This is a genomic window from Nonomuraea sp. NPDC049714 (genome assembly GCF_044465295.1).
In the GTDB taxonomy this organism is placed as follows: domain Bacteria; phylum Actinomycetota; class Actinomycetes; order Streptosporangiales; family Streptosporangiaceae; genus Nonomuraea.
In genome coordinates, this window is the sequence record NZ_JBITLM010000007.1 from 20541 (window position 1) to 46390 (window position 25850).

The window sequence follows — 25850 nt, forward strand, 5'->3', positions numbered from 1 at the left end:
AAAAAGGTCGCCCTGTGCGACGATGAACGTCTATGGGAGAGAAGTACCGATACGTCGATGCTGTGCGCTCCCTAGGGGGCACGGACCCGGTGCTCGACGCCCTTCAGGGCGCCGGGAGTGACTCGTTCCTGCCCGTCGGCGGAGTGCTGGAGGCCAGGAACGAGCTGGTCAAAGTGGGGATCGACCTGCTCGCCGGCTGGCGCGACTGGCGGCCGGGCAGCACCTGGCGCTCCCGTACGGACCGGATCGAGGCCGCGCACGCCGTCCTCGTCGTGACGGCCTACTTCGAGGCCCTCGGCACCCTGGACCTGCCCTTCGCACAGAGCGGGCTGGAAGTCCCTCAAGGGGGCGTCGGGCACCTCTGGGACCTGGCCGCGCCGCTCTGCCCGGCGCCGCACCGGCCGTTCGCCCAGGCCGTGGCCGCCATCCGCGGCTACTACCTCGCGCTGGGCGGGCAGCTGCTGGCCTTCGTCAAGGAGCTGGACCTCTGGGCGCGGCTGGCCGAGCACGCCCGGCAGTGGACGGCCGCCGCCTACGGCGAGGAGCTGGTCGAGCGGGCCGTGCTCCGCTACACCGACCGCTACCGCTCCCTCGCCCACGACGTGCCGGAGCTCGCCTTCTGGGCGGGGATCGCCGACCACCAACCGAGCCTGGCCGGGATGGCCGAGCTCGAACGGCTCATCTCCCTGGTGGCGTCCGGCGAGGCACTGCCCGGACGGCTGGCCACGCTCGACCGGCTGCACCAGGCGGCGCTGGTCCGGCCGATCGCCGAGACCGGCGACCTGCCGATCGGCATGCGCCTGCCGACGCTCGCCCAGGCGTACGTGACCCCGCGCTTCAGGGCGGCGGAGATCGCCCCCGGTGACGACCCGAGCGTGGAGGAGTGGTGGGAGGGGCACGAGCTCCGCTCCGACCTGCCCGTCTTCCTGTCGGGATTCCTCACGGCCTCGGCGGCCGGCGAGGTGCCGCTCATCGTGCTCGGCCAGCCGGGGTCGGGCAAGTCGGTGCTCAGCAAGGTGCTCGCCGCGCGCCTGCGCGACGCCCCCTTCCTGCCGATACGGGTCCCGCTGCGCGAGGTGTCGGCCACCGCCGGCATCCAGGAGCAGATCGAGCAGGCCGTCTACCACCTGAGCGGCGAGCGGCAGGAGTGGCCCGCCATCTCCAGGTCGGCGAACGGGGCGCTGCCGGTCGTCATCCTCGACGGGTTCGACGAGTTACTGCAGGCGACGGGGGTGCGCCAGTCGGACTATCTGATGAAGGTGGCCCGCTTCCAGCACCGCGAGGCCGACGCCGGCCGGGCGGTCGCGGTCATCGTCACCTCACGTACCGCCGTCGCCAACAGGGCGGGGCTGCCCGAGGGCACGGTGGTCGCCCGGCTGGAGCCGTTCGGCACCACCGCCATGCGGACGTGGCTGGAGGTGTGGAACGCGGTCAACGCCGACTACTTCTCGGCCACCGGGCTGGAGCCCTTCACCCTCGACGTGGCGCTGACCCAGCGGCACCTGGCCAGGCAGCCGCTGCTGCTGCTCATGCTCGCCTTCTACGACGCCGACGGCAACGCGCTGCACCGTGAGACCCGCACACTGGGACAGGCGGAACTGTACGAGCGGCTGATGACCAGGTTCGCCGAGCGCGCGCTGGAGAAGAGACACCCGCCCGACCAGGTGGGGCGGCTGGTGGAGCGCGAGCTGCTACGGCTGTCGTTCGTCGCGGCGTCGATGTTCAACCGGGGGCGGCAGTGGGCCACCACCGAGGAGGTCGACGCCGACCTGGACGTGCTGCTGCCCGAGCAGCGCCGGACACCCGGGCTCGCCACACCGCTCAGCGCCGGGCACGAGGCGCTGGCCCGGTCCTTCTTCGTGCACCGGGCCCAGGCGGTCCGCGACGACGAGGTGCTGCACACCTACGAGTTCCTGCACGCCACCTTCGGGGAGTTCCTCATCGCCCGGCTGCTCGCCTCGCTGATGGGCGAACTGGTGGCGCAGGAGTCCAGCCTGGCGCTCACCGGGGTTCACGACGGGCTGCTGCGCACGCTGCTGTCCTGGGCCACGATCTCCTCGCGGCTGCCCGTGGTGGCGTTCCTGCGGGAACTGGTGCACGACGGCGAGCGGTGGCGGGCCGTGGTGCTGCGGCTGTTCAGGGAGCTGGACGCGCGGGAGGACTCCTCGATCGCCGCCTACCGGCCGTGGATCGCCGGCCCGCACCGCAGGTACGCCTACTACTCGGCCAATCTCATGGTGCTCGCCCTGGCGTGCGCCCCCGAGCTGCGGGCCAGCGAGTTCATGCCCGGGCACGAGGACGTGGTGACCGAGTGGCGCAGCTACTCCCTGCTCTGGCGCTCGCAGTGCGCGCTGGCCGAGTGGCAGAGCCTGGTGGATCTGGTGGCGGTGCGCCCGGTGTGGTCCCAGGACGACATACGCGAGCTGCACCTGAAGCTGTCGCTGGACGAGCTGTGGGAGCCGGGGCCGTTCAGCTGGTCGTGGGCGGGCGTGGACAAGCTGCTCTCGATCGCCCAGCTCCGCCGGCAGGTCATGTTCTCCACACTGGCGGACGAGGGCGCGCTGCTGGCTCTCTACATGGACGATCTGCGCACCCACCAGCAGGCGCACCGCCGCACCTGACCGGCCGGTGCACCGCCGCACCTGACCGCTGGCCGCTCAGGCTCGTTCGGCCGTCAGGAAGAGCTTCTTGGCGGTGTCGCCGAGGAAGGGGCCGTACATCGTGCGCTGGTCGTTGCTGTACTTGAAGCTGCTCAGCGACGTGATCGTGCCCTTGCCGGTGGCGGCGTCGAAGGCCGACATCCACGGGCCGCCGCTCGATCCGGCCGTCATGACGCAGCCGAGGCCCTGGTCGCGGGTGTCGCCATAGGGGTCGTCGCGCAGCCGGCCCGCGCAGTAGACCAGGTGCTCGCCGTCGTAGGGCGGGTCGGCCGGATAGCCGAAGCCGTAGGCGTGGCCGCCGCGCGCGCTGTTGAAGGCGATCCGCTGGGTGCCCACCACGTCGGCGACGTGCCTGCCGCCGGAGGGGTTCAGCGCCACCATGCCCACGTCGTAGCTGTCGTCGGCCGAGCGTGACCAGGGCCCGGCGACGAACATCCGGCGTGCCGTCCACTGCCCGTACGGCTTGCGGCCGCTGATGCCGTAGCCGGGGACGAACGTCCAGTTCTCCGCCCATTCGCCCTTGCCGTCCTTGACGCAGTGGCCGGCGGTGACGACCAGGTCGCGGTTCGCGCTGTTCACGGTGCTGGCCGAGCAGACGAAGTCAGCCCCGGCCATGGTCAGGAAGACACGGCCGGTGGTCTTGGTCACCGCGCCGCCGATCGGCCAGCGGGAGCCCGCCGTGGTGGTCAGTGGCCTGGCCGACTGGTGACGCGGCTGCCCGGCTCGGTCAGGCTGTCCGGCCCGCCCAGGCTGTCCGACCTGTCCGGGTTGGCCGGCCTGCCCGGCCTGCTCAGGCTGTCCGGTCTGTCCCGTCTGTTCGGTGCCGTCGTCGCGGTGGTCTCCGGATCGTGAGGTGCCCGCGAGCGGGACGCTGGACAGGGTGCCGTTGGACAGGTCGGGGGCGGTGCCGAGGCCGGCCTTGCCGGTCAGGCCGCTCAGCAGGCCGTCGCCCTTGGTCACGATGTCCAGCAGACTGATCGGCAGGGCGTCGGCCATCCGCTGAGGTGTCCAGTAGTCGAGCACCCGCTGCTGGTCGGCGCTGCCACGGGCGGCCACGTGCTCGATGACGTCGCCGCCCGTCGGCCTTCTGGCCGTCGTCCCGGGAGCTGCCGCCTCGGGGGTGGCTGCCTGGGCGGCCGTCTGGGCGGTCGTCCGGCGGGCGCTCTCGTGCGCGTGGCCGAGGTGCTGCTCGGAGGTCGCACCGATGAGAGCGGGGCCCAGCAGACCCGCGACGAGCGGCACGGCCGCGATCAAGGGGGTGCTCACGGTCATGACCCCCGAGTGTGCACTACGACATGTGTCTATGTGACTACTTTCAGTAAAAAGCTCAGAGTGCGTCGGCGCTCTGCGCGGCTTGATAGACCGCTTGGGCCTCTGTCCCGAAATATGGGCCGAACATCCAATTCGGAGCAAAGTTGTATTTGAAGCTGTTAACGGAGTTCTGTGTCCCGAGTCCCGTCGACTCGTCGAAATTCAGCATCCATGGACCACCGCTCGAACCGCCGGTCATGTTACAGGTCAGCCCGAGACTCCTGGACAGCAGGAAGTCGTCGAAGGCGCGGCCGCTGCAGTAGATCAGCTTGGACCCGTCGTACGGCGCGGCCGCCGGGTAGCCGAAGCCGTACATCTGCCGGCGCCTGGCCTGGTTGAAGGCCACGCCCTGGCCGCCCACCACGTCGGTCAGCGCCTTGCCCTCCAAGGGGGCCACCACGGCGGCGGCGACGTCGAAGTTGACGTCCTCGCCGGAGTTCCACTGCGGGGTGGTCAGCAGCCGGGTGGCCACCCAAGTGCCGTGCGGACGGGCGCCCGAGTCGTAGCCGGGCACGAAGACCCAGTTGGTGTGGAAGGCGCCGCCGAGCTTCACGCAGTGGCCGGCGGTGAGCACCACACTCTTGTTCTGGCTGGTCACGGCCGAGCCCGAGCAGGAGGCGTTGCGGCCCTGGGTGGTGAAGAACACCCGTCCGGTGGTCTTGACGACCGCGCCCGCGCCGGTCCACGGGGAGCCGCCGCTGTTGGGCGCGCGCTTCAGCCGTACGCCCGCCGCGGCGGTCGGCGGCGTGCTCCACGCGGCGCCGGTGCTCGGTCGGGCGGCTCTGGACTGGGCGGTGCTCGGCTGGGCGGAGCTCGCGGTCAGCCGGACTCCCTTCTTGGCCGTGGGCACGTCGAGGGGCCGTGCCGTCGCCATCTTCCGCGGGGTCCAGAACTTCAGCACGGCGTCGCGCTCGCCGGCGGAGTCGGCGGCGGCTCGCTGGGCCGGTTCCGGAGCCTGGCGTTCGGGTGTCTGGCGTTCGGGTGTCTGGTGTTCGGGCTTCTGGTGGGCGAGGGCGGGAGAGGTCGGGAACAGGGCGCCCCCGGCGGTGAGGGTGAGGATGGAGAGCAGAGCGACTTCGCGGCGCATTACATACCTTCCCGGGACCGAATCGGAGCTTGGAAGGTAGCGGCGCCAATATCCCGATTTCTCGCAATCGATGCTTTCGGATATAGCGATATTTGGGCATTTATTAACTGGAATACCTGGGGTCCCAGACGTTGTCCAAGCGGCCACCCGGTGCCCGGCCGCCCGTGGCAGCGGCGACAATGGACGGGTGCGTCAACAGATCCCCCGCTCCGTCGTCGTGCTCGGCTCCACCGGCTCGATCGGCACGCAGGCCCTCGATGTCATCGCCGCCGAGCCCGCCAGGTTCAAGGTCGCCGGGCTCGCGGCCGGAGGCGGCAAGATCGAGCTGCTCGCCGGGCAGGCGGCGGCCACCGGCGCCGAGGTGGTCGCGGTGGCCGATCCCGCCGCCGTGCCCGCCCTGAAGGAGGCGCTCGCCGCGCACGGCGCGAACCCTGTCGTGCTCGCCGGTCCCGAAGGGGTCGCGGAGGTGGCCGCCTGGCCGTGCGACACCGTGCTCAACGGCATCACCGGCGCGCTCGGGCTGACCTCCACGCTGGTCGCGCTGGAGGAGGGCCGCACCCTCGCACTGGCCAACAAGGAGTCCTTGATCATCGGTGGCCCGCTGGTCAAGCGGCTGGCCAAGCCGGGCCAGATCCTGCCGGTCGACTCCGAGCACTCGGCGCTGCAGCAGTGCCTGTGGGCCTCCGGGCCGCAGGGCTACGACCCCGACGCCGTCAGGCGGCTGGTCGTCACCGCCAGCGGCGGGCCGTTCAGGGGCAGGACGCGCGCGGAGCTGGCCGACGTCACCCCCGAGATGGCGCTGGCCCACCCCACCTGGTCGATGGGCCCGATGATCACCATCAACTCCGCCACCCTGGTCAACAAGGGGCTGGAGGTGATCGAGGCGCACCTGCTGTTCGACCTCGGCTTCGACCGGATCGAGGTCGTGGTGCATCCGCAGTCGATCATCCACTCGATGGTGGAGTACGTCGACGGCTCGACCATCGCCCAGGCCAGTCCGCCCGACATGCGGCTGCCCATCGCGCTCGCGCTCGGCCACCCCGAGCGCGTCGCGGGGGCCGCCAGGGCGATCGACTGGACCACCGCCCACACCTGGACCTTCGAGCCGCTCGACGACACCGCCTTCCCCGCCGTCGCGCTGGCCAGGCACGTCGGCAGCGCGGGCGGCACCGCCCCCGCGGTCTACAACGCGGCCAACGAGGCGTGCCTGGAGGCGTTCATCCGGGGCGGGCTGCCGTTCCTGGCGATCGTCGACACGGTGGCCAAGGTCGTCGAGGAGCACCAGGTCACCGCCGCCGGATCGGTCGACGAGGTGCTCGCCGCGGACGCCTGGGCCCGCGCCCGTGCGTCCGAACTCACAGCGGGGCAGTCCCGCTAGCTCCATAGACTGATAGCGTCGTCGAACTCAAGGGTTGAAATGTCTTCTGTAGCACTCGGCATCCCGACGGTCCGCACCAAGCCGCTCGCCGAACGCCGCCACTCCCGCCGGATCATGGTCGGTAACGTGCCCGTGGGAGGCGACGCGCCGGTCTCCGTGCAGTCGATGACCACCACGGTCACCGCCGACATCAACGCCACCCTTCAGCAGATCGCCGAGCTGACCGCCTCCGGTTGCCAGATCGTGCGCGTCGCCGTGCCGTCCCAGGACGACGCCGAGGCGCTGCCGATCATCGCCAGGAAGTCGCAGATCCCGGTGATCGCCGACATCCACTTCCAGCCGAAGTACGTTTTCGCCGCCATCGAGGCGGGCTGCGCGGCCGTGCGCGTCAACCCCGGAAACATCAAGAAATTCGACGACAAGGTGGGCGAGATCGCCAAGGCGGCGGCCGACCACGGGGTGCCGATCAGGATCGGCGTCAACGCGGGCTCCCTCGACCCGAGGCTGCTGCAGAAGTACGGCAAGGCCACCCCTGAGGCGCTGGTGGAGTCCGCGCTGTGGGAGTGCTCGCTGTTCGAGGAGCACGGCTTCCGCGACATCAAGATCTCGGTCAAGCACAACGATCCGGTCGTCATGATCAACGCCTACCGGCTGCTGGCCGCCAGGTGCGACTACCCCCTCCACCTCGGCGTCACCGAGGCCGGTCCCACCTTCCAGGGCACGATCAAGTCCGCGGTGGCGTTCGGCGCCCTGCTGGCCGAGGGCATCGGTGACACCATCCGGGTCTCGCTGTCGGCGCCTCCCGTCGAGGAGGTCAAGGTCGGCGCGGCCATCCTGGAGTCGCTCGGCCTGCGCGAGCGCGGCCTGGAGATCGTCTCCTGCCCGTCGTGCGGCCGTGCCCAGGTGGACGTCTACACCCTGGCCGAGCAGGTGCAGGCCGGCCTCGAAGGGCTGAAGGTGCCGCTGCGGGTCGCGGTCATGGGCTGCGTCGTCAACGGCCCCGGTGAGGCCCGCGAGGCCGACCTGGGCGTGGCCTCGGGCAACGGCAAGGGGCAGATCTTCGTCAAGGGCGAGGTCATCAAGACCGTGCCGGAGTCGCAGATCGTGGAGACCCTGATCGAAGAGGCGCTGCGCCTGGCGGAGGAGATGGGCGTCGACGTCGACCTGGACGACGACGAGGCCCCGGGCGCGCAGGTCACCGTCGGCTGACCGGCGGGTCTCTCCAACGGCGGCGAGCCCGCGGACTTCCTACGGCGGCGAGCCCGGGGTGCCCCGACGGCGGCGAGCCCGCGAACTTCCAACGGTGGCGAGCCCGGGGTGCCCCGACGGCGGCGAGCCGTGGACGTCGTCGGTCGTCGTATCGGGAAGGACGACGCCTTGCTCGCCACCAGCCCCGAGGCGCCCGAGGCGCCCGAGTGCCGCTGTCCTACTCGTCCCCGACCCCCGACAGGGGGCCGGGGGCGGTCGTCCGGTGCGCGGCCCCGGCCATGGGGTGATCTCGGAACGGCAAGATTTTCTTCATACGCACCGTCATCGCGCCGCTACTTACGGCAGTATCTCCTCGCCTAAGGAATTGGGGGAGGAGCCGGGTGAAAAAGGTTGTCGGGCTGGTTGCCGGGGCCGCAGTGCTGGTCGTCGGGGTGGTGCCGATCGCGGTGGCGGAGGTGGCGCGGGGTCCCGCCGTGCAGCCGAGCCTCGCCGAGAGCGTGCGGTGGGGCCCCTGCGAGCAAGAGGGAGGCGGCGAGCCCGCGGCCGTGGCGACGGAGTGCGCCACCGTACGGGTGCCGCTCGACCATCGCGAGCCGATGGGACATTCGATCAAGATCGCGATCAACCGGATCAAGGGAACGGCGTCGCGGGACGGCAACCACCTCGGCACGCTGCTGGTCAATCCGGGAGGTCCCGGTGCGTCCGGGCGCACGCTGGCCCGCTACGTCGCCGCGATGCTGCCGGCGGAGCTGAGGAAGCGCTACGACGTGGTCGGGTTCGACCCGCGCGGCGTCGGGGCGAGCCAGCCGACGCTGCGGTGCGTGGACCCGGAGGTCTACTACCGGGCGCCGCGTCCTGACGCCGTCCCGCGCAGCCTCAGCGAGGAGAACGTCCTGCTCAGCCGGGCGGCCCACTACGCCAGCCGATGCGGGAACCTCTGGTCGTGGCTGCTGCCGCACATGACCACCGAGAACGTCGCCAGGGACCTGGACGTCATCCGCGCCGCGCTCGGCGAGGAGCAGATCAGCTACCTCGGCTACTCCTACGGCACCTACATCGGATCGGTGTACGCCACGCTCTTCCCCGACCGGGTCAAGCGCCTCGCCCTGGACAGCGCCGTGAACTCCGAGGAGGTCTGGTACGAGGCCAACCTGAAGCAGGACAGGGCGTTCGAGAACAGGCACCGCGACTTCCTCTCCTGGACGGCCGGACACCACAACGTCTACGGGCTCGGCAGCACGACCAGGCAGGCCAGGTTCGCCTACAACGCGATGCGCGCCCGGCTGCACGACCGGCCGGCGGGCGGGGTGGTGGGCGCCAGCGAGCTCGACGACGTCTTCACCGTGGGCGGCTACAGCGACCGGGTCTGGCCCGAGCTCGCCGCCGCCTGGTCCGCCTACGTCGGCAAGGGCGACCCGAAGCCGCTGATCGCCGCCTACGACAAGCACGGCAAGAATGACGCGGAGGACGAGAACGGCTACGCCGTCTACCTCGCCACCCAGTGCCGCGACGCCGCCTGGCCGCGTGACTGGGCGAAGTGGCGGGCCGACATGACCAGGATGCACCGCTGGGCGCCGTTCCTGACCTGGCCGAACGCCTGGTTCAACGCGCCGTGCGCGTTCTGGCCGGTGAAGGGCGGCACGCCGGTGGAGGTGCGGGGATCCCGGCGGCTTCCGCCGATCCTGATGCTCCAGTCGCGCGGTGACGCCGCGACTCCGTACCTGGGGGCGGTGAATCTGCGCAGGCACTTCCCGACCGCGCGCATGGTCGTGGAGTCCGGCGGCAACCACGGGGTGGCGCTCGGCGGCAACCGGTGCGTGGACCGCCACCTGTTCGCCTATCTCACCGACGGCACGGTGCCGCCGCACGGAACGCGCTGCCAGGCGGTGCCGAAGCCCCGGCCGGCGACGCACATGGTGTCAGGAAGGGCGCCAGGTCACGAAAGGCTCACCGAGGTGCTTGCGAGATGAGCTAATCGATTGCCGTTCGCGTAGTCTGACCATGTGATGCTGCGTACATCGGCGTCGCGTGTCCTCGACGACAGCGACCGGGACGAGGTGCTCGCTCTGCTCGACACCGACCCGGTCGCGAACGTCTTCGTCTCCTCCCGGGTGCAGAGCGTCGGGCTCAATCCGGCCCGGCTCGGCGGCCAGATGTGGGGTTTCGGGCCGCGCGGCGCTCTCACCGCGCTCTGCTACGCCGGAGCGAACCTCGTGCCGGTCAACGCCGGCCCCGAGGCGGTGTACGCGTTCGCCGACCGCGCTCGACGGCAGGGTCGTCGATGCTCGTCCATCGTGGGGCCCGTCGAGGCGGTCGGGCAGCTGTGGGAGCGGCTGGAGCCGCACTGGGGGCAGGCCCGCGCGATCCGCTGGGCGCAGCCGGTCATGGCCACCTCGCGTCCGGCGCCCGTGCTCGCCGACCCGCTGGTGCGGCGGGTGAAGCCGGACGAGTTCGACGTCCTGCTCCCGGCCTGTGTGGCCATGTTCACCGAGGAGGTCGGCGTCTCGCCCAACCTCGGCGACGGTGGCACCCTCTACCGCACGCGGGTGGCCGAGCTCATCCGCATCGGCAGGTCGTACGCGCGCATCGAGGACGGGCGCGTGGTGTTCAAGGCGGAGATCGGCGCGGTCACCCCGCAGGCCTGCCAGGTCCAGGGCGTGTGGGTGCACCCCGAGCTGCGCGGGCGGGGCTACGCGGTGTCGGGCATGGCGGCGGTGGTGGAGGCCGCGCTCGCCTGCTTCGCCCCCGTGGTCACCCTTTACGTCAACGACTACAACAGCTCGGCGCGGGCGGTCTACCGCAAGGTGGGCTTCACCGAGGTCGACACGTTCATGTCCGTGCTCTTCTGAGACCTCTCACAGCCGGACGAGCTTGCCGAACAGGCGGGCCAGCTCCGCCTCGGGGTCGGTGGTGAGCCCGACGTGGACCGGGCCGGCCTGGACGATCGTGCTGCGTGGCGCGGTCAGCCAGCGGAATCTGCCGCCCAGCGACTCCCCGGCCAGCGGACCGGACTCCTCGCCGCAGGCCAGCTCGTAGGCGCCGAGTGCCTGCCGTACGCACTCGACGTCGGCGGTGGGATCGAGGGCGTGCAGCCGCCGCGCGTCGAGCTCCACCTGGGCGCAGAGGTAGCCGCGCGGCTGGCAGTAGAGGAGCACGCCCGCGTTGATCAGCTCCCCGCGCTCGACCCTGGGCACCACGCGGATGGCGGCGTACTCGTAGACGTCCCTGCTCATGCGCGGCCTCCCCGCCAGAACGCGCCGACCGACCCTGGGCCGGGCCGCTGCGTTTTCGGCTCTGTGCGGGTGAGCCAGGCGCGCGGTCCGCGCGCCCGTTCCAGGAGATGCTCGACGTACGCCGTCCGTACGGCCTGCGCGGAGTCGAAGCCGGGCTCGTCGTCGAGCCATTCGTCGGGCACCAGGGCCGTCACGGTCTCCAGCAACTCGGGAGTGATCAGCGCGAGCAGCTCGTCCCCGGCGGCCTCCAGGTCGGCGGCGAACGGCGCGAGCACGTGGTCGCTCGCGTCGAACGCCCGCAGCGGGTCGGCCGTGCGCCAGTTGTGGTGGAACCAGAGCGCGGCCCCGTGGTCGATCAGCCAGATGTCGCGATGCCAGAGCAGCAGGTTGGGGTTGCGCCAGCTGCGGTCGATGTTGTGGATCAGGCCGTCGAACCAGATGAGCCGGGCGGCGAACGCCGGGTCGGGCGCCCAGGCGAGCGGCTCGAAGCCGAGCGCGCCGGGCAGGAAGTCGACGGCCAGGTTGTGGCCGGTGCTGGCCTTGAGCAGGTCCTGCACCTCTTCGTCCGGCTCGCGGATGCCGAGCTGAGGGTCGAGGTCGATGACCTTGAGCTCGGGGGTCCTGAAGTCGAGCCGCCGGGCCAGCTCGCCGCAGATGATCTCCGCGACGAGGACGCGCCGCCCCTGGCCGGCCTCGCGGAACTTCACCACGTAGGTGCCGAGATCATCGGCTTCGACCACTCCGGGCAGTGACCCGCCCTCGCGTAGCGGCGTCACGTAACGCGTGGCCGCGATCTCTTCCAGCACGCCACGAGGCTACCGCCTACATCTTGGCGATGACCTCCTCGGCGAAGCGCTCCATGGTGGCGATCTTGAGGGCGAGGGTGCCCTCGCCGTGCTCCGCCTTCTCCTCGGGGGTGGCCAGCCACCAGGGGGCCGCCAGGGTGCCGGTGACGCCCTTGGCGGCGAAGTGGCGGTAGGTGCCGGCGTCGGGCATGACCGCCAGGGCCGCGATGATCTCGAACGGGCCGGTTCTGCCGTGCTCGTCCAGGTGCCCTCTGAGCGAGGTCAGGACGGTGTCGAGCTGCTCCTCGGTGTAGACGCGGTTGCCGATCCAGCCGTCTCCGGTCCGGGCCGCCCGCCTCAGCGCGGCCTCGCTGTCCCCGCCGACCAGCACGGGAACGCGTACCCGAGGTGTGGGTGAGATGGACAGGGCGGGCAGGCCGTCGAGCGTGACGGTCTGCCCGGCCCAGAGCTCGCGCAGCACCGGGAGCATCGCGTCCAGCCTGCGCCCGCGCGTGTGGAAGTCCTGCCCGGTGGCGACGAACTCCTCCTTGCACCACCCGACCCCCACGCCGAACGACACCCGGTCGTCCGACAGCACGGCCGCCGTGGACACCTGCTTGGCCACGGTCACGAGGTCGCGGGCCGGGGCTATGTAGACGTTCGGCGCGAAACGCAGCGTGCTCGTCACCGCCGCCATCGCGCCGATCGTCACCCACACGTCCGGCCAGTGCGTCTCGGCGGTCCAGCGCGGCCTGCCGGTCTTGGAGTAGGGGTACGGCGAGTCGAAGTCGGCGTAGAACAGGTGGTCGGAGAGGGTGAGCGTGTCGAAGCCGCAGCGCTCGGCGGCGCGGGCGAGCTCGGTGAACTGGTCGGTCGGCGCGAAGGAGGCGCCCAGCCAGAATTTCACTGGAACTCCGGGATGACCTTGGTGGCGAACAGTTCGAGGTTGCGTTTGACCGTGTCGAGCGGGAGCACGCCCTGCTGGCCCTGCATGTAGAGGCCGAACCACTCCAGGTCGGGCATCCGGTCGAGCATGCGCTGGATGCCGCGTTTGACGTCGTCCGGCGTGCCGAACAGCGCCATCTCCACCTCCCGCATCCGCTTGGCGTCGCCCTTCTCCGGGGAGATGGGCCGGTGCTTCTCGTCCTCCTTCTTGCGCAGCACCTCCAGGTAGCCGAACGGGCCGAAGAAGGCGGCGAAGTCCTTGGGGATGTTGCGGCCGTAGGTGTTGATCGCCTCTTCGGTGGTCTCCGCGATGCCGACGATCTTGAGGATGCCGGTGTGCTCCCCGAGCTTGTAGTCGCGGCCCTGCTTGGCCGACTCCTCCTGGTAGAGCTTGGCCTTGGCGGCGTGGTCGTCGGGGTCGGGGGTGAACAGCCAGGGCAGGATGTTCTCCTGCGCGGCCCTGATGACCGACCGGTCGGAGATGGTGAAGGGCTGCCACAGCTCGGGATGCGGGTTCTGGTACGGCCTCGGGCAGACGGAGATCGCCTGCACCTTGCCGTCGTCGGAGATCTCGTCGGGTGCGCCGAACGTCCTGGTCCACTCGACGGCCGGCCAGCCTTCGATGCCGTCGTAGGGGTAGGGCACCTCGTAGTCCAGCACGTCGGACTTGTAGCGGAGGGTCTCCTGGGTCCACGCCATCTTCATGATCTTCAGGACTTCGCCGAACACGTCGAAGTTGCGCGTGTCGGACGCCGAGCCGTCGGACCGGGCCGCCGCGGCCTGCCAGCGCTGGCCCAGGACGTTCATCCACCGGTTCTGGTAGCCGCGGGCCACGCCGAGCCGCAACCGCCCCTTGCAGAACTGGTCCAGCAGGGCCACGTCCTCCGCCGCCCTGATGGGGTCCCAGGCGGGCAGCACCATGCCGAGCGGCGCGAGCAGGATCCGCTCGGTCCTGGCGGCCAGATCGGTGAGGAACATCAACGGGTTGACCGAGAACTCCATGCCTTCAGAATGAAAATGGTGCTCGGTCATCATGAGGGCGTCGAACCCGATCCGGTCCGCGTGCACGGCGATCTCCCGCACCTCGTGCAGCAGCTTCTGGTACGACTCCGTGTCCCGCCCGATGGGCCGCCTGGCCTTGGCGTTCTCCTCGGCCGCGTAGCCGGAGCCGGGGATCTGCGGATTCAGGAAGATGGAAAACTTCACCGGGAGACCTCTTTCCGCGGGGCATGTCTCTTCGGCAAGCTACTCTAGAAATCTTTCCCGAGCAATCGCTTGGTTGAATGGGAGGATCTCATGCGGCTGGGTCTCACGATGTTCGCCACCGATCGGTCGATGCCCGTCCACGAGCTGGCCAGGGCCGCGGAAGAGCGCGGCTTCTCCTCTCTCTTCCTGCCCGAACACACCCACATCCCCGTCTCCCGCCGCACGCCCCCGGCGAACGGTGACGCCGAGCTGGCCGAGGAGTACAAACGCACCTACGATCCGCTGGTCGCCCTGTCCTTCGCCGCGGCCGTGACCGAGAAGCTGCGGCTCGGCACCGGCATCCTGCTCGCCGCCCAGCGGGAGCCGATCGTCACCGCCAAGGCCATCGCCACCCTGGACCACCTGTCCGGCGGCCGGGTCGTGGTCGGCGTCGGCTTCGGCTGGAACGTGGAGGAGATCGCCAACCACGGCGTGCCGTACCACTCCCGCCGTGAGGTGGCGCGGCGGCACGTGCTGGCGATGCGGGCGCTGTGGCGGGACGACGTGGCCGCCTTCGACGGCTTCGAGCCGTCCTGGTCGTGGCCCAAGCCGATCTCCGGCCCGCCCGTGTACGTCGGTGGCGCGGCGGGGCCCAAGCTGTTCGCGCACGTCGCCGAGTACGCCGAGGGCTGGATGCCGATCGGCGGCAAGGGGATCAAGCTGGCGCTGCCCGCCCTGCGCGAGGCCTGCGAGAAGGCCGGGCGGCCGATGGCCCGGGTCATCCCGTTCGGCACGCTGCCGACGCCCGAGAAGCTCGGCTACCTTGCTGAGCTGGGCATCGAGGAGACCGTGCTCGCCCTGGCCAGTGCCCCGGCGGACGTGGTACTCCGGCAGCTCGATACTTACGCCCGATTCATGTGATAGCTGCATAATGTAGGTCTATGTCCGACCTCCGTGCCGCTGACCCGCGCAGCCTGGGCACGTACCGGCTTTCGGCACGACTCGGCCAGGGCGGCCAAGGCGTCGTCTACCTGGGTCACACCGGCGACGGCACCCAGGTCGCGATCAAGCTCCTGCACGCCGGTCTGTCCAGTGACCAGGCGGTCCGCCGCAGGTTCCGGGCCGAGGTCGAGGCCGTACGCAGGGTCGCGCCGTTCTGCACCGCCCAGCTCCTCGACGCCGATCTCGAAGGCGACCAGCCCTACCTGGTCAGCGAGTATGTGGACGGCATCTCGCTGACCGAGCACATCATCGCCAAGGGCCCGCGCACCGGCGGCTCCCTGCACCGCCTGGCCATCGGCACCGCCACCGCGCTCGGCGCCATCCACCGCGCCGCGGTCGTGCACCGCGATTTCAAACCCGGCAACGTGCTGCTCAGCCTGGACGGCCCGCGAGTGATCGACTTCGGCATCTCCCGGCCGATGGGCAGCACCGTCACCACCGGCCTGTTCCCCATCGGCACCCCCGCCTACGTGGCGCCCGAGCGGATCAAGGGCGAGCCCGCCGGACCACCCGCCGACCTGTACGCCTGGGCGCTGACCGTCGCCTACACCGCCAACGGCCGGCACGCCTTCACCGCCGGGACCCACCAGGAGGTCCTCGCCAGGATCCTGTACGGCAAGCCGGACCTGGGCACGCTGACCGGGCGGCTGCGTGAGCTCGTCGACGCCTGCCTGGCACCCGAGCCGGGTGACCGGCCGGACGCCGAAGAGGTGCTCCGCCGGCTGCTGAACCACGACCTGACCGGCCGCGACGTCCTCTCCACCGGCGCCATCGCCGCCATCGACACCATCGACCCTCTTGCCATCGGCACCGCCACCCCCGGACCTTCCGCCATCGGCATCACCGCCCCTGAACTCCCTGTTCCGGGCAGTGCCGGCCCCGACCCTCTCGCCACCGTCGACTGGCGGGTGCTCGACTCCGGCAGCACCCGCAGCACCGGCGCCCGGAGCGCGCTGGCGGCGCTCGTGGACACGGCCGCGTCTGCGCCGGTCCTGCCCTCGCCGCCCGTCGCTTCCGTTACGCGCCCGCAGCCCAGCGTGCGGCCCGAGTCCGGCCCGTTGCTCGAGTTCGGCCAGTTGCCCGAGTTCAGCTCCATGCCCGAGTCCGGCCCGTCGCCCGAGCGGCCTGGCGTGTGGTCGTCGGTACGAAGCAGGTACCGGCGGCTCGCCGTCACGGCCGCCGCGCTCACCCTGGGGGTCGCCGGCGTGGTGCTCTGGTCCCAGCGCGCGGACGGGCAGGGCGCCACCGACGGCCTCTGGACCGGGTCGGCCGAGCATCCGAGCGCCGAGCGCGTGTTCCCGGTCGAGATCCGGCTGGCGGACGGGCGCGAGTCCAGCATGCGCTGGGGCGCCGACCTGCACTGCTCCGGGCTGCTCAGCCCGGCCGGGGAAGCGCTGGTGTTCGAGCTCGGCGAGGTCCGGGGCGAGGAGTGCCATCCGGGAACGCTCCGCATGCTGCCGACCGCCCAGGCGAACCAGATGGCCATATCGGTCATTCGCGAAGGTGAGCAGGAAGTCACCTACTCGGGCAGGGTCTCGCGCACCTCCTGACCTGGAGTGTCACGGTCAGGCGGCGATGGCCCGGCCGCCGTTGACTCTCCGGCACCAGTTGCCTTCAGTGGAGGGGTAATGGGGTGGCGGCGAGGGGAGGCGACCCCGTGCCAGTGGCGCAGCCGCTCCGGACGGGGGACCCGCGGCGAATCGGCGGATATGAGCTGGGCGGGCGCCTGGGCGAGGGCGGACAGGGTGTGGTGTACCTCGGCACTCGGGAGGAGGACACCTATGCGGTCAAGCTGCTGCATGGGCCGGTGGGCGACGAGCAGGCCGCGTTCCTGCGCGAGGTGGAGCTGGCCAAGCACGTAGCCCGGTTCTGCACGGCCCAGGTGGTCGACGCCGGGTTCGACGAGGACCGGGCGTACATCGTGAGCGAGTACGTCGACGGGCCGTCGCTGGCCCGTGAGGTCATGCTCGCCGGTCCACGTCGTGGCGGCGCTCTCGAACGGCTCGCGGTCGGCACCGCGACCGCGATCACCGCCATCCACCGGGCGGGCATCGTGCACCGCGACTTCAAGCCGCAGAACGTGCTCCTCGGCCCCGACGGTCCCCGCGTGATCGACTTCGGGCTTGCCAAGGCGCTCGACGCGGCGGCGACGGTGAGCGGCAGGGGGGTCGGCACGCCCGCCTACATGGCGCCCGAGCAGATCACCGCGTCGGCGGTCACGGGGGCGGTGGACGTGTTCTCGTGGGGCGCCACCCTGTGCTTCGCGGCCAACGGCAGCGCGCCCTTCGGGCAGGATTCGGTGGCGCCGGTGCTGCACCGCATCCTCACGGCGCAGCCCGAGCTGGGCCGTCTGGAGGGGCAGCTCCGGGAGCTGGTCGAGGCGTGCCTGGACAAGGACGCGCGTAACCGGCCCACCAGCAGGGATCTGCTGCTCGCGCTGCTGGGGGAGTCGGGCGGGGTGCCGGCCGAGGTGCTGCGCTCCCCGCCGGCCCACATCCTCCGGGTCACACCCCCGAGCCGGGAGGCGGTTCCTGACGCCACCCCAGGCGCGGCCGAGGCCGGCCCGCACCCCCTTCCGCAGGGTGCGGGGAGGAGGGGAGGTGACGCCGGGCTTGGCCGTCCGTACTCGGACGTGGCGGGGCGTGAGGCTGGGCTTGGCCGTCCGTACTCGGGTGAGACGGGGCGTGGGGGTGCGGCCGGGGCCGTTCCGCTGGCCGAGCCCGAGGCGACGGGCGCGCATCTCGCGTACCGGTTGGCCGACGCGCCGTACTCCGGTCCTCCGAAGCGGTGGCGTACCCGGCAGGCGCTGGGCCGGGCGGGAGCGGCCGTGGCCGGCGCGCTGCTGGTGAGCGCCGCCGTGGTGGTCACCCTGCTGGCGCCGAACCTGGACCAGGTCGTTCCGCCCGCGCGAGGAGGCGCGCAGCCCTCCGCCGCCGACGACCGGCCGGTGGCGACCGTCTCCCCGGTGGACGAATCCACCCCGATGAAGAGCGGCAGACCACGCAAACCTCCGCCTGACGACCCGCCGCCCACCGTCAGGCCCGTGCAGGTCCCCGTGCAGGTCACGGTGCCCTCGCTGGCGGGCCTGAGCCGGACCGCCGCCGTCAGGGCGATCCGGCGAGCCGGTCTGGTCGCGGGTGAGGTGACCTCGGTCGACTCCGCCGAGAAGATCGGCCGCGTGCTGGGCAGTGACCCCGGGCCCGGCACCGCCGTGTCCAAGGGCGCCACGGTCGCCCTCCAGGTGTCGGCGGGCCTCAAGGTCCCCGCCCTGGCCGGGATGCGGCGTACCTCCGCCGAAGCCGCACTGACCGGCGCCGGCCTGAAGGTCGGCGCGATCACCACCACCTGCGCCGCCGACGCGGACGGCCGGGTCCTGTCCAGCACGCCCAAGGCGGGCGCGCGGGTCTCGGGCGGCGCGCCGGTGGCGCTCGAAGTCGCCCGGCACGGCGTCACCGTGCCGTCGGTGGTCGGCCAGTCCCGCGCCAACGCCCGTGCCTCTCTTCGCACGGCCGGCTTCGCCGTGACCATGCGCCGCCAGGTCGTGGAGGACCAGTCGCAGATCAACCTGGCCATCGCCCAGTCCGTGAAGCCAGGCATCTGCACCAAGCCGGGCAGAACCATCGTGGTCACCGTGGGCGCCCCCTCCGATTCGGCCGAGGACCCCACCGACCCATCCCCGACCACGACCTTCAGCCCCGAGCCGCCACCGGAAACCCCATGAGCGGAACCGGAACACGAAGTCCGGTTGGCGGTAAGGTGGGCGGCATGACCGCTCGGGCTTCTCTGATGGCAGGCGCCCCCGCCGAGCCGCAGGCGCTGCGGGCCGACGCGCTGCACAATCGCAACCGCATCCTGGAGGTCGCGCGGGAGACGTTCGCCAGGCGCGGGATCGACGTGACCATGCGGGAGATCGCCCGGCGGGCCGGGGTGGGGGTGGCGACCCTCTATCGCCGCTTCCCCACCAAGGAGTCGCTGGTCACCGCGGCCTTCGCCGATCAGATCGAGGCGTGCGCGTCGGTGGTGGACGATGCCCTGGCCGATCCCGACCCGTGGCGCGGGTTCTGCACGGTCGTCGAGAAGATCTGCGCCATGCAGGCCGTGGACAGAGGGTTCACGGCGGCGTTCGTCTCGGCGTTTCCTGACAACCTTGACTTCGAGGGCGTGCGCGCCGGCGCCGAGCAGAGATTCGCCGAGTTGACGCGGCGCGCCAAGGCCAGCGGGCAGCTGCGCGCCGACTTCGCGGACGAGGACCTGACGCTGATGATCATGGCCAACGGCGGCATCGTCGCGGACACGGCCGAGGCGGCGCTGGCCACGTCCCGCAGGCTCGCGGCCCTGCTGCTGCAGGCATTCCGCGCCCATCCGGCCGACCCGCCCGCGCCGCTGCCGCCGGCGGCTCCGATCGGGCTGCACCACCTGATGAGCGCCGCCAGGGCGAGCTCCGCCTCGTGACGTCCGGGCCGCTCAGCGGCCGCTGCCCGCGACCAGGCCGGAGTACGACCCGAGCACCTTGATCTGGGCCGGCTCGGCCCCCTTGGGCGGGATGTGGGCCACCACCTGCACCAGATCCGTGGCCTTCATGTACGTCGAGTACTTGCCCCGCAGCAGCCCGCTGTCCTTCTGGAAGACGTAGTACTTCTCCGGCCCTTGCCGTACGTCGTAGCGCCGGGTCCGCTGGAGGGTGGTGAAGGCCAGGGCGCCGCCGTCGGAGGTGCGCACGGCGTACGACGGGTAGCGGGTGGTGCGGGTGACCTCGCTGACGCGCGCGAACTTGGTCATCTCCCGGCGCTTCGCCGCCGCGTTGGTGGTGAGCCTGTCGGCGGCGAACCTGGTCTTCGCCGCCTTGGCGCCGCCCTTGCCCGCCAGATGGGCGGCGTAGTTCGCGGCGAAGTCGGCGGGTGACATCACCAGGCCGGTGTCGTCCTGACCGACCTCGGTGGCCGCGCCCGAGGCGTCCTTCGCGATGGCCGGCAGCTCCTCGGGGGAGGTGCCGTCGAAGGTGTCGGGGGAGTAGACCTGCCGCCAGGCGTCCCCTTCGCGGGTGAACAGGAGGTACGTGGCCTCCTTCGCGATGTCCTTCTTACGCTGCCAGTGCGCCAGGGTCAGGAGCCAGGGTCGCTCGCCGCCGGTCGACGGGTAGAACGTCGGCCTGGTGTAGCCGAAGGGCTGGTACTCGGTCGTCTTGTGCAGGATGCGGCTGGAGGAGTAGGCGGCCTTGTCGATGGCCAGGCTGGAGCCGCCTTCGTACTCCGCCAGCAGTTTGTCGCTTCTGGCCTTGTTGGCGACGTTGTTCCGGTCGATGTAGTCCTTGATGATCGCGGTGGCCTCCTGCTCGGAGAGGCCGGGCGCAGGGGTGGCCGTCGCGCTCGGGGCGGGCGTGCTCGGCGCCGGCTCCGCCCCGCTGCTCAGGCCCGGCAGGGCGGAGCACCCCGCGACCAGGCATCCTGCGATCACGCTGCCGACGAGCCCGCTGTATCGCCGCACCTCGGACTCCTTTCCGCATCAATAGGACTAAAGCGCCCAAACGTAGCAGTAAAGGTGTCAAGACCGTCGAGACTCGGGCGGTCGCGCTAGAGGTCCTCGATGGCCAGGGCCGTGCGCAGCAGTGACTCGCGTACCCGCTCCTCGGGCAGGTCCATGGTCTGTGCGGTGCCCCACTGCAGCGCGCCCAGCACGGACCAGCCACGCAGGCGGGTCTCGTCGTCCGGGTCGGGGCCGGTGAGCTTGGCGAGCAGCTCGTCGCGGAAGGCCCTGATCGCCTCGCCCGGCGAACCCGGCGGGGCGTCGTCGGCGCTGCCGATGTCCTCCATGAGCAGGCGGTTCACCGCGCGGTGCCGCACCATGAAGGTGACCAGGGCCTCCACCGTCGCCCGCCGGTCACCGGCGAAGTCGGTGCCGAGCAGCGTCAGCATGTCCTCGGCGGCCGGCGCGAGCAGCTCGGCGGCCAGCCGGTCCTTCGGGTGGAAGTGGTAGGCGACGGCCGTCTTGGTCAGCCCCACCTCTGCGGCGATGTCGGCCAGCGAGGTGAGGGCGTAGCCGCGCTCGGCGAACAGGGCTCGTGCGGCCGTCAGGATCCGGGTGCGGGTGTCGTCGGCTGTGGTCATCGTCTCATTTCCATGGGTGATACAGCCTCCCCGATATATCTGGCTTTATCGTAGTGCCTGAACGACCGTACAGGACGGGCGTGATAAAGGGGGCAACGGGCGATGTCGCGCTTTCTGGGACGGTTGGGCGGTTGGTGTGCCCGCCACGGCCGGCTCGTCCTGGCCTTATGGGTGATCGCCGCGGCGGCCCTGATGGGCGGCAGTATCGTACTGGGCAGCCCGGTCAGCAACGACGCCAGCATCCCCGGCACCGACGCGCAGCGCGCCCACGACCTGATGCGCGACGGCTTCGGCCCCGGATACGACCAGGGCGGCACCGTACAACTGGTGATCTACTCCCCGCACGGCCCGCTCACCGACGACGGGCCCAAGCGGGCCGTGGAGCGGACCGTCGCGGACCTGCGCGCCCTGCCGCACGTCGTGCAGGTCGACTCGCCCTACCGCAGGGGCGGAGTCGCCTCCAACCTGCGGATCGGCCTGATCGCCGTACGGATGGCAGGGCACGACGGCACCAAGCTCGCCGAGAACACCCAGGCCCTGTCGGCCGCCGCCGAGCCGGCCAGGCGGGCGGGGCTGGAAGTCGTCCCCGCGGACAGCTCCACCCCGGCCGACAAGGAGATCAAGACCGGACCGAGCGAGATCATCGGCGTGGTGTGCGCCCTGCTGGTGCTGATCTTCGCGTTCGGCACGCTCACCGCCGCGCTGGTGCCGATCTTCACCGCGCTCGTCAGCGTCGCCTCGGGGCTGGGCATGATCGGCCTGCTCGGCCACGTCGTCGACGTGCCCAAGCAGGCGGGCATCATGGCCACGATGATCGGCCTCGGCGTCGGCATCGACTACGCGCTGTTCCTGCTGTCCAGGCACCGCAGGCTGCTCGCCTCCGGGCTGCCGGTCCAGGAGGCGGTGCGCAGGGCGGTGGCGAGCTCCGGCGGGGCGGTGGTGTTCGCCGGCGGCACCGTGATCATCGCGTTGAGCGCGCTCATGCTGGGCGGCTTCCCGCTGCTGCGCACGCTCGGCTGGATCACCGGCATCTCGGTCGTCTCCGCCGTGCTCACCTCGGTCACGCTGGTGCCCGCGCTGCTCGGCCTGCTGGGGCACCGGGTCAACGCGCTCAAGGTGCCCTTCCTCGGCCGCCGGCCCGAATCGTCCGGCTGGGGCGGGCTGGGCGCCTGGGTGGCCCGGCGGCCGTGGACGGTGCTGCTGGGCAGCGTGCTCGTGCTGGCCACGCTCGCCGCACCCGCCCTCGCCCTCCAGCTCGGCTCGCTCGACGAGGGGTACGGCGCGAAGGGGGAGCCATCCCGGCGGGCGTACGAGCTGATGGCCACCGGGTTCGGCCCCGGCAGCAACGGGCCGCTGACCGTCGTGGCGAAGGTGACCGGCTCCGAGGCCGTCGCCGACCGGCTGAGCGGCGAGATCGAGGCCGTGGACGGGGTCGCCCATGTCTCGGAGCCCAAGTGGAACGAGTCCGGCGACGCCGTGCTGCTCCAGGCCGTGCCCGAGTACGCGCCCAGCGATCCCCGGGCCGCCGAGGTCGTCAGGGAGATCCGGCGGCTGGCCGTCGACGGCGCGGAGGTGCACGTCGGCGGCGAGGTGGCCGGGCTCACCGACGCGGCCGACCGGATGGCCGAGCGCACCCCGCTCGTCATCGGCGTGGTGGTGCTGCTCAGCGCGCTGCTGCTGCTGTTCGCCTTCCGGGCGCCGATCGTCGCGATCAAGGCCGCGCTGATGAACCTCGTCTCCCTCGGGGCCGCCTTCGGGGCGCTCGCGCTGGTGTTCTCCATCGGGCTGGGCAGTGGCCTGGTGGGCATGGACGCGCCGGTGGACGGGTCGTACCTGCAGACGATCTTCTTCTCGGTGCCCATCGAGAGCTATGTGCCGCTGATGCTGTTCGCGGTGCTGTTCGGGCTGTCGATGGACTACGAGGTCTTCCTGCTCACGGCGGTACGGCAGGCGTACCTCAAGCATGGGGACAACGCGCGCTCGGTCGCCGAAGGGCTGGGATCGACCGGCAGGGTGATCACCTCGGCGGCGCTCATCATGGTGGCGGTCTTCACCGCGTTCATCGCCTACCCCGATCCGATGGTGAAGACCTTCGGGGTGGGGCTGGCGGCGGCCATCGCGGTGGACGCCACCATCATCCGGGGCTTCCTGGTGCCGGCGACCATGGTGCTGCTGGGGCGGTGGAACTGGTGGTGCCCGCGCTGGCTGGACCGGCTGCTGCCGAACCTGTCGGTGGAAGGGCACGAGGACGAGGACTCCCCGGCCCCGGCCCGCCCACCGCTGATCGTCATGTCCGGGCGGAGATGACCACCCGGCGGTTCTTCGCCCGGCCCGCCGGGTCGTCGGCGCCGCCGGGCTTGGTGTTCGGCGCCACCGGCTTGGTCTCGCCGTAGCCCGTGGCCTTGAGCAGGGACCGGTCCAGGCCGCCCTCGGTGGCCAGCCAGTCGGCGACGGCCTGGGCCCGGCGTTCGGACAGGGGCTGGTTGTGGGCGTCGTCGCCCCGCGCGTCGGTATGGCCGTCCACCCGGACGGTCGCCCCGTCGGCGGCCTTCTCGGTGATCTGCGCGGCGATCCGCTTGAGCGAGGCCGCGGCGGCGGGCTTGACGGCGGCGCTGTCGAAGTCGAAGAGCACGTCCGCTTCGAGCGCGTAGGCGATCGAGCCGTCCCCCTCGAACACCTCGCTCTTGCCGACCTCGTACGACTTCAGCTCGGCCGAGGGGATCTCCACGCTGGGGACCTCGACGGCGGGCACCTCCACGGCGGGCACCTCGACGGCCGGCACGCACTCATTCTGCGCGTTGCACGCCGACGGCCGGATGATGAACGGCCGGATGATGAACGGGCGGATCACGAACGGCCGGATGATGAAGGGCCGGATCACGAACGGCACCAGCTGGCCGGCCTTCGGCTTGACCTGGCACACCTCGGGGGTCGACCGGCCCTCGACATGCTTGGCCTCGGCCTTGCGACCATCGGTGCGGACGGGCTCCAGCTTGACGCCGCCCGCGTCCACGCCGGGGATCTCGACCGGCGGGATCTCCACGGCGGGGATCATCGCCGGCGGGATGGAGGCGGCGCCCAGGCAGCCGCCGGGGGCGGGCTTGATCTCGGTGCACTGGGCGGGGACCCGCTGCGCCGGGATGTCCACCCCGGGGATGGTGACCGGCGGGATGACCTCGCCGCCGATCTTCGCCTCGGGGATCACCACGGGGTCTGAGTGCACGGCGGGGATCTCCACCGCTGGGATGAGCTCGCCGTTCGGGCAATCGGTGGGCTCGGGACCGGTGGGCGTCACGCCGGGAGACGGGCCGCCGGGCTGGGCGGGCGGGGTGGCCGCTGTCCGGCCGGTGGGCACCTGCCGTTCCTCGCCCCCGCCTCCGACCTGGGGACTCGACGTCAACCCGCACGAGGCGAGGATGAGGGTCAGCACCATTGTGCCGACGGTGACCGCGATGCGCATGTGCGAACCTCCTCAGGATCAGGGGCAGGAGGCCGATGGTAGAAGAGCGACCTTCAGGATGCGCATAGTCAGCCGCCCCGGATACATCTCACTCATTGCCGCCCCTTAAAGTGAGGAATGTAACGGTACGTGAACTGGGGGAATTCGGTGTTGCACGAAAAGCTGTCAGCGATCTATGACAACGTCCTTCGGCGCAATCCCGGGGAGATCGAGTTCCACCAGGCCGTGCGCGAGGTCCTTGAGAGCGTCGGTCCGGTCCTCGGCAAGCATCCGGAATACGCTGAATCGAAGATCATCGAGCGCATCTGTGAGCCCGAGCGGCAGATCATCTTCCGGGTGCCGTGGGAGGACGACCGCGGCGAGGTGCACATCAACCGCGGCTTCCGGGTCGAGTTCAACAGCGCGCTGGGACCGTACAAAGGCGGCCTGCGCTTCCACCCGTCGGTCTACCTGGGGATCGTCAAGTTCCTCGGGTTCGAGCAGATCTTCAAGAACAGCCTCACCGGCCTGCCCATCGGCGGCGGCAAGGGCGGCTCGGACTTCGACCCCAAGGGGCGCTCCGAGCGGGAGATCATGCGCTTCTGCCAGAGCTTCATGACCGAGCTCTACCGCCACATCGGTGAGTACACCGACGTCCCCGCCGGTGACATCGGCGTCGGCGGGCGCGAGGTCGGTTTCATGTTCGGCCAGTACAAGCGCATCACCAACCGCTTCGAGTCCGGCGTCATCACCGGCAAGGGGCTGTCCTACGGCGGCGCCCAGGTGCGCACCGAGGCCACCGGCTACGGCTGCGCCTTCTTCGTGGAGGAGATGCTCAAGGCGCGCGGCACCTCCTTCGACGGCAAGACAGTCGTGGTGTCCGGCTCCGGCAACGTCGCCGTCTACGCCATCGAGAAGGTCGAGCAGCTCGGCGGCAGGGTGGTGGCCTGCTCCGACTCCTCCGGCTACGTCGTCGACGACAAGGGCATCGACCTGGAGCTGCTCAAGCAGATCAAGCAGGTCGAGCGCGGCCGCCTGGAGACCTACGCCGCCCGCCGCGGCGAGCACGTCACGTTCGTGCCGGGACGCAGCGTGTGGGAGGTGCCCTGCGAGGTGGCGATGCCGTCCGCCACGCAGAACGAGATCACCGGCCGCGACGCCGCCAAGCTGGTCGAGGGCGGTTGCGTGGCCGTCGGTGAGGGGGCGAACATGCCCACCACCCCCGAAGGCATCAAGATCTTCCTGGAGGCGGGCGTCGCCTTCGGCCCCGGCAAGGCCGCCAACGCCGGCGGCGTGGCCACCAGCGCGCTGGAGATGCAGCAGAACGCCAGCCGCGACTCCTGGACCTTCGAGGCCACCGAGCTCCGCCTGCGGGAGATCATGCGCGACATCCACGGCCGCTGCGTGGAGACCGCCGACGAGTACGGCATGCCGGGCAACTACGTGGCGGGCTCCAACATCGACGGCTTCCGCCGGGTCGCCGACGCGATGCTGTCCCTTGGTCTGATTTAG

General features: G+C 71.0%; 20 protein-coding genes. 11 read left to right on the top strand and 9 right to left on the bottom strand.

All coding sequences use genetic code 11. From position 1 onward, the window contains the following. Positions 1–32 precede the first annotated feature (32 nt). Entirely contained in the window at positions 33–2621 is a 2589-nt protein-coding gene (locus tag ACIBQX_RS26265; RefSeq protein ID WP_397008885.1) for an NACHT domain-containing protein, read from the top strand. 36 nt (positions 2622–2657) lie between these two features. Here the strand turns inward: ACIBQX_RS26265 and ACIBQX_RS26270 are convergent, their stop codons facing one another. Continuing rightward, entirely contained in the window at positions 2658–3932 is a 1275-nt protein-coding gene (locus ACIBQX_RS26270; protein WP_397008887.1) for a trypsin-like serine peptidase, read from the bottom strand. A gap of 55 nt (positions 3933–3987) precedes the next feature. Then, on the bottom strand, positions 3988–5058 hold the full coding sequence (locus ACIBQX_RS26275) for a peptidase (RefSeq protein WP_397008889.1): 1071 nt from the start codon (positions 5056–5058) through the stop codon (positions 3988–3990). 187 nt (positions 5059–5245) lie between these two features. On the opposite strand from ACIBQX_RS26275, the gene dxr reads away from it, so the two are divergent. The 4 genes from dxr to ACIBQX_RS26295 all read left to right on the top strand — a co-directional run bounded on the left by dxr (position 5246) and on the right by ACIBQX_RS26295 (position 10494). Next, complete coding sequence (gene dxr, locus ACIBQX_RS26280; protein WP_397008891.1) at positions 5246–6436, top strand: 1-deoxy-D-xylulose-5-phosphate reductoisomerase; 1191 nt, start codon at positions 5246–5248, stop codon at positions 6434–6436. A gap of 39 nt (positions 6437–6475) precedes the next feature. Next, positions 6476–7645, top strand: a complete 1170-nt coding sequence (ispG, locus tag ACIBQX_RS26285) for a flavodoxin-dependent (E)-4-hydroxy-3-methylbut-2-enyl-diphosphate synthase (protein ID WP_397008893.1) — start codon at positions 6476–6478, stop codon at positions 7643–7645. Between the two features lie 380 nt (positions 7646–8025). Continuing rightward, complete coding sequence (locus ACIBQX_RS26290) at positions 8026–9615, top strand: alpha/beta hydrolase (protein WP_397008895.1); 1590 nt, start codon at positions 8026–8028, stop codon at positions 9613–9615. A gap of 36 nt (positions 9616–9651) precedes the next feature. Continuing rightward, positions 9652–10494 (top strand): GNAT family N-acetyltransferase, encoded by an 843-nt coding sequence (locus ACIBQX_RS26295; protein WP_397009786.1) that lies wholly within the window; start codon positions 9652–9654, stop codon positions 10492–10494. 6 nt (positions 10495–10500) lie between these two features. On the opposite strand, the gene ACIBQX_RS26300 is transcribed toward ACIBQX_RS26295, so the two are convergent. Genes ACIBQX_RS26300 through ACIBQX_RS26315 form a run of 4 tightly spaced genes read right to left on the bottom strand, consistent with a single transcriptional unit; the run spans position 10501 to position 13814 of the window. After that, positions 10501–10878: a DUF3037 domain-containing protein gene (locus tag ACIBQX_RS26300; RefSeq protein ID WP_397008897.1), complete on the bottom strand. Its 378-nt coding sequence runs from the start codon at positions 10876–10878 to the stop codon at positions 10501–10503. Next, positions 10875–11684: a HipA family kinase gene (locus ACIBQX_RS26305; RefSeq protein ID WP_397008899.1), complete on the bottom strand. Its 810-nt coding sequence runs from the start codon at positions 11682–11684 to the stop codon at positions 10875–10877. Before ACIBQX_RS26305 ends, ACIBQX_RS26300 begins: the two co-directional genes overlap by 4 nt. Before the next feature lie 16 nt (positions 11685–11700). Next, positions 11701–12570 carry a TIGR03619 family F420-dependent LLM class oxidoreductase gene (locus ACIBQX_RS26310; protein ID WP_397008901.1) on the bottom strand — a complete coding sequence of 290 codons (870 nt, stop codon included), beginning with the start codon at positions 12568–12570 and terminating at the stop codon, positions 11701–11703. Then, positions 12567–13814: an LLM class flavin-dependent oxidoreductase gene (locus ACIBQX_RS26315; RefSeq protein WP_397008903.1), complete on the bottom strand. Its 1248-nt coding sequence runs from the start codon at positions 13812–13814 to the stop codon at positions 12567–12569. The genes ACIBQX_RS26310 and ACIBQX_RS26315 overlap by 4 nt, the downstream gene beginning before the upstream one ends. 90 nt (positions 13815–13904) lie before the next feature. Between ACIBQX_RS26315 and ACIBQX_RS26320 the strand changes: the two genes are divergently transcribed. The 4 genes from ACIBQX_RS26320 to ACIBQX_RS26335 all read left to right on the top strand — a co-directional run bounded on the left by ACIBQX_RS26320 (position 13905) and on the right by ACIBQX_RS26335 (position 19247). After that, complete coding sequence (locus ACIBQX_RS26320) at positions 13905–14714, top strand: TIGR03619 family F420-dependent LLM class oxidoreductase (RefSeq protein ID WP_397008905.1); 810 nt, start codon at positions 13905–13907, stop codon at positions 14712–14714. Positions 14715–14734: 20 nt separating this feature from the next. Continuing rightward, the gene (locus ACIBQX_RS26325; RefSeq protein WP_397008907.1) at positions 14735–16345 is read left to right on the top strand and encodes a serine/threonine-protein kinase; all 1611 of its coding nucleotides are present in this window, start codon (positions 14735–14737) and stop codon (positions 16343–16345) included. 107 nt (positions 16346–16452) lie between these two features. After that, positions 16453–18516: a PASTA domain-containing protein gene (locus ACIBQX_RS26330; protein ID WP_397008909.1), complete on the top strand. Its 2064-nt coding sequence runs from the start codon at positions 16453–16455 to the stop codon at positions 18514–18516. A 44-nt stretch (positions 18517–18560) separates the two neighbouring features. Continuing rightward, a complete protein-coding gene (locus tag ACIBQX_RS26335) occupies positions 18561–19247 on the top strand; it encodes a TetR/AcrR family transcriptional regulator (protein ID WP_397008911.1) in 687 nt (228 codons plus the stop codon). Positions 19248–19259: 12 nt separating this feature from the next. Here ACIBQX_RS26335 and ACIBQX_RS26340 read toward each other — a convergent pair whose 3' ends face one another. Continuing rightward, positions 19260–20279: a hypothetical protein gene (locus ACIBQX_RS26340; RefSeq protein ID WP_397008913.1), complete on the bottom strand. Its 1020-nt coding sequence runs from the start codon at positions 20277–20279 to the stop codon at positions 19260–19262. Between the two features lie 86 nt (positions 20280–20365). Beyond that, on the bottom strand, positions 20366–20899 hold the full coding sequence (locus ACIBQX_RS26345; RefSeq protein ID WP_397008915.1) for a TetR/AcrR family transcriptional regulator: 534 nt from the start codon (positions 20897–20899) through the stop codon (positions 20366–20368). A 102-nt stretch (positions 20900–21001) separates the two neighbouring features. Here ACIBQX_RS26345 and ACIBQX_RS26350 point away from each other — a divergent pair, with 102 nt between their 5' ends. After that, complete coding sequence (locus ACIBQX_RS26350) at positions 21002–23206, top strand: MMPL family transporter (protein WP_397008917.1); 2205 nt, start codon at positions 21002–21004, stop codon at positions 23204–23206. Here the strand turns inward: ACIBQX_RS26350 and ACIBQX_RS26355 are convergent. Further along, positions 23187–24359, bottom strand: a complete 1173-nt coding sequence (locus ACIBQX_RS26355; RefSeq protein ID WP_397008919.1) for an OmpA family protein — start codon at positions 24357–24359, stop codon at positions 23187–23189. The genes ACIBQX_RS26350 and ACIBQX_RS26355 overlap by 20 nt on opposite strands. Before the next feature lie 147 nt (positions 24360–24506). Between ACIBQX_RS26355 and gdhA the strand changes: the two genes are divergently transcribed. Further along, entirely contained in the window at positions 24507–25850 is a 1344-nt protein-coding gene (gene gdhA / locus ACIBQX_RS26360; protein WP_397008921.1) for an NADP-specific glutamate dehydrogenase, read from the top strand.

Excerpts from the sequence above, each read along its gene's own strand:
- ACIBQX_RS26265 (WP_397008885.1), top strand. The coding sequence starts at position 33 with ATGGGAGAGAAGTACCGATACGTCGATGCTGTGCGCTCCCTAGGGGGC.
- ACIBQX_RS26270 (WP_397008887.1), bottom strand. The coding sequence starts at position 3,932 with ATGACCGTGAGCACCCCCTTGATCGCGGCCGTGCCGCTCGTCGCGGGT.
- ACIBQX_RS26275 (WP_397008889.1), bottom strand. The coding sequence starts at position 5,058 with ATGCGCCGCGAAGTCGCTCTGCTCTCCATCCTCACCCTCACCGCCGGG.
- ispG (WP_397008893.1), top strand. The coding sequence starts at position 6,476 with ATGTCTTCTGTAGCACTCGGCATCCCGACGGTCCGCACCAAGCCGCTC.
- ACIBQX_RS26295 (WP_397009786.1), top strand. The coding sequence starts at position 9,652 with ATGCTGCGTACATCGGCGTCGCGTGTCCTCGACGACAGCGACCGGGAC.
- ACIBQX_RS26300 (WP_397008897.1), bottom strand. The coding sequence starts at position 10,878 with ATGAGCAGGGACGTCTACGAGTACGCCGCCATCCGCGTGGTGCCCAGG.
- ACIBQX_RS26320 (WP_397008905.1), top strand. The coding sequence starts at position 13,905 with ATGCGGCTGGGTCTCACGATGTTCGCCACCGATCGGTCGATGCCCGTC.
- ACIBQX_RS26325 (WP_397008907.1), top strand. The coding sequence starts at position 14,735 with ATGTCCGACCTCCGTGCCGCTGACCCGCGCAGCCTGGGCACGTACCGG.
- ACIBQX_RS26335 (WP_397008911.1), top strand. The coding sequence starts at position 18,561 with ATGACCGCTCGGGCTTCTCTGATGGCAGGCGCCCCCGCCGAGCCGCAG.
- ACIBQX_RS26345 (WP_397008915.1), bottom strand. The coding sequence starts at position 20,899 with ATGACCACAGCCGACGACACCCGCACCCGGATCCTGACGGCCGCACGA.
- ACIBQX_RS26350 (WP_397008917.1), top strand. The coding sequence starts at position 21,002 with ATGTCGCGCTTTCTGGGACGGTTGGGCGGTTGGTGTGCCCGCCACGGC.
- ACIBQX_RS26355 (WP_397008919.1), bottom strand. The coding sequence starts at position 24,359 with ATGCGCATCGCGGTCACCGTCGGCACAATGGTGCTGACCCTCATCCTC.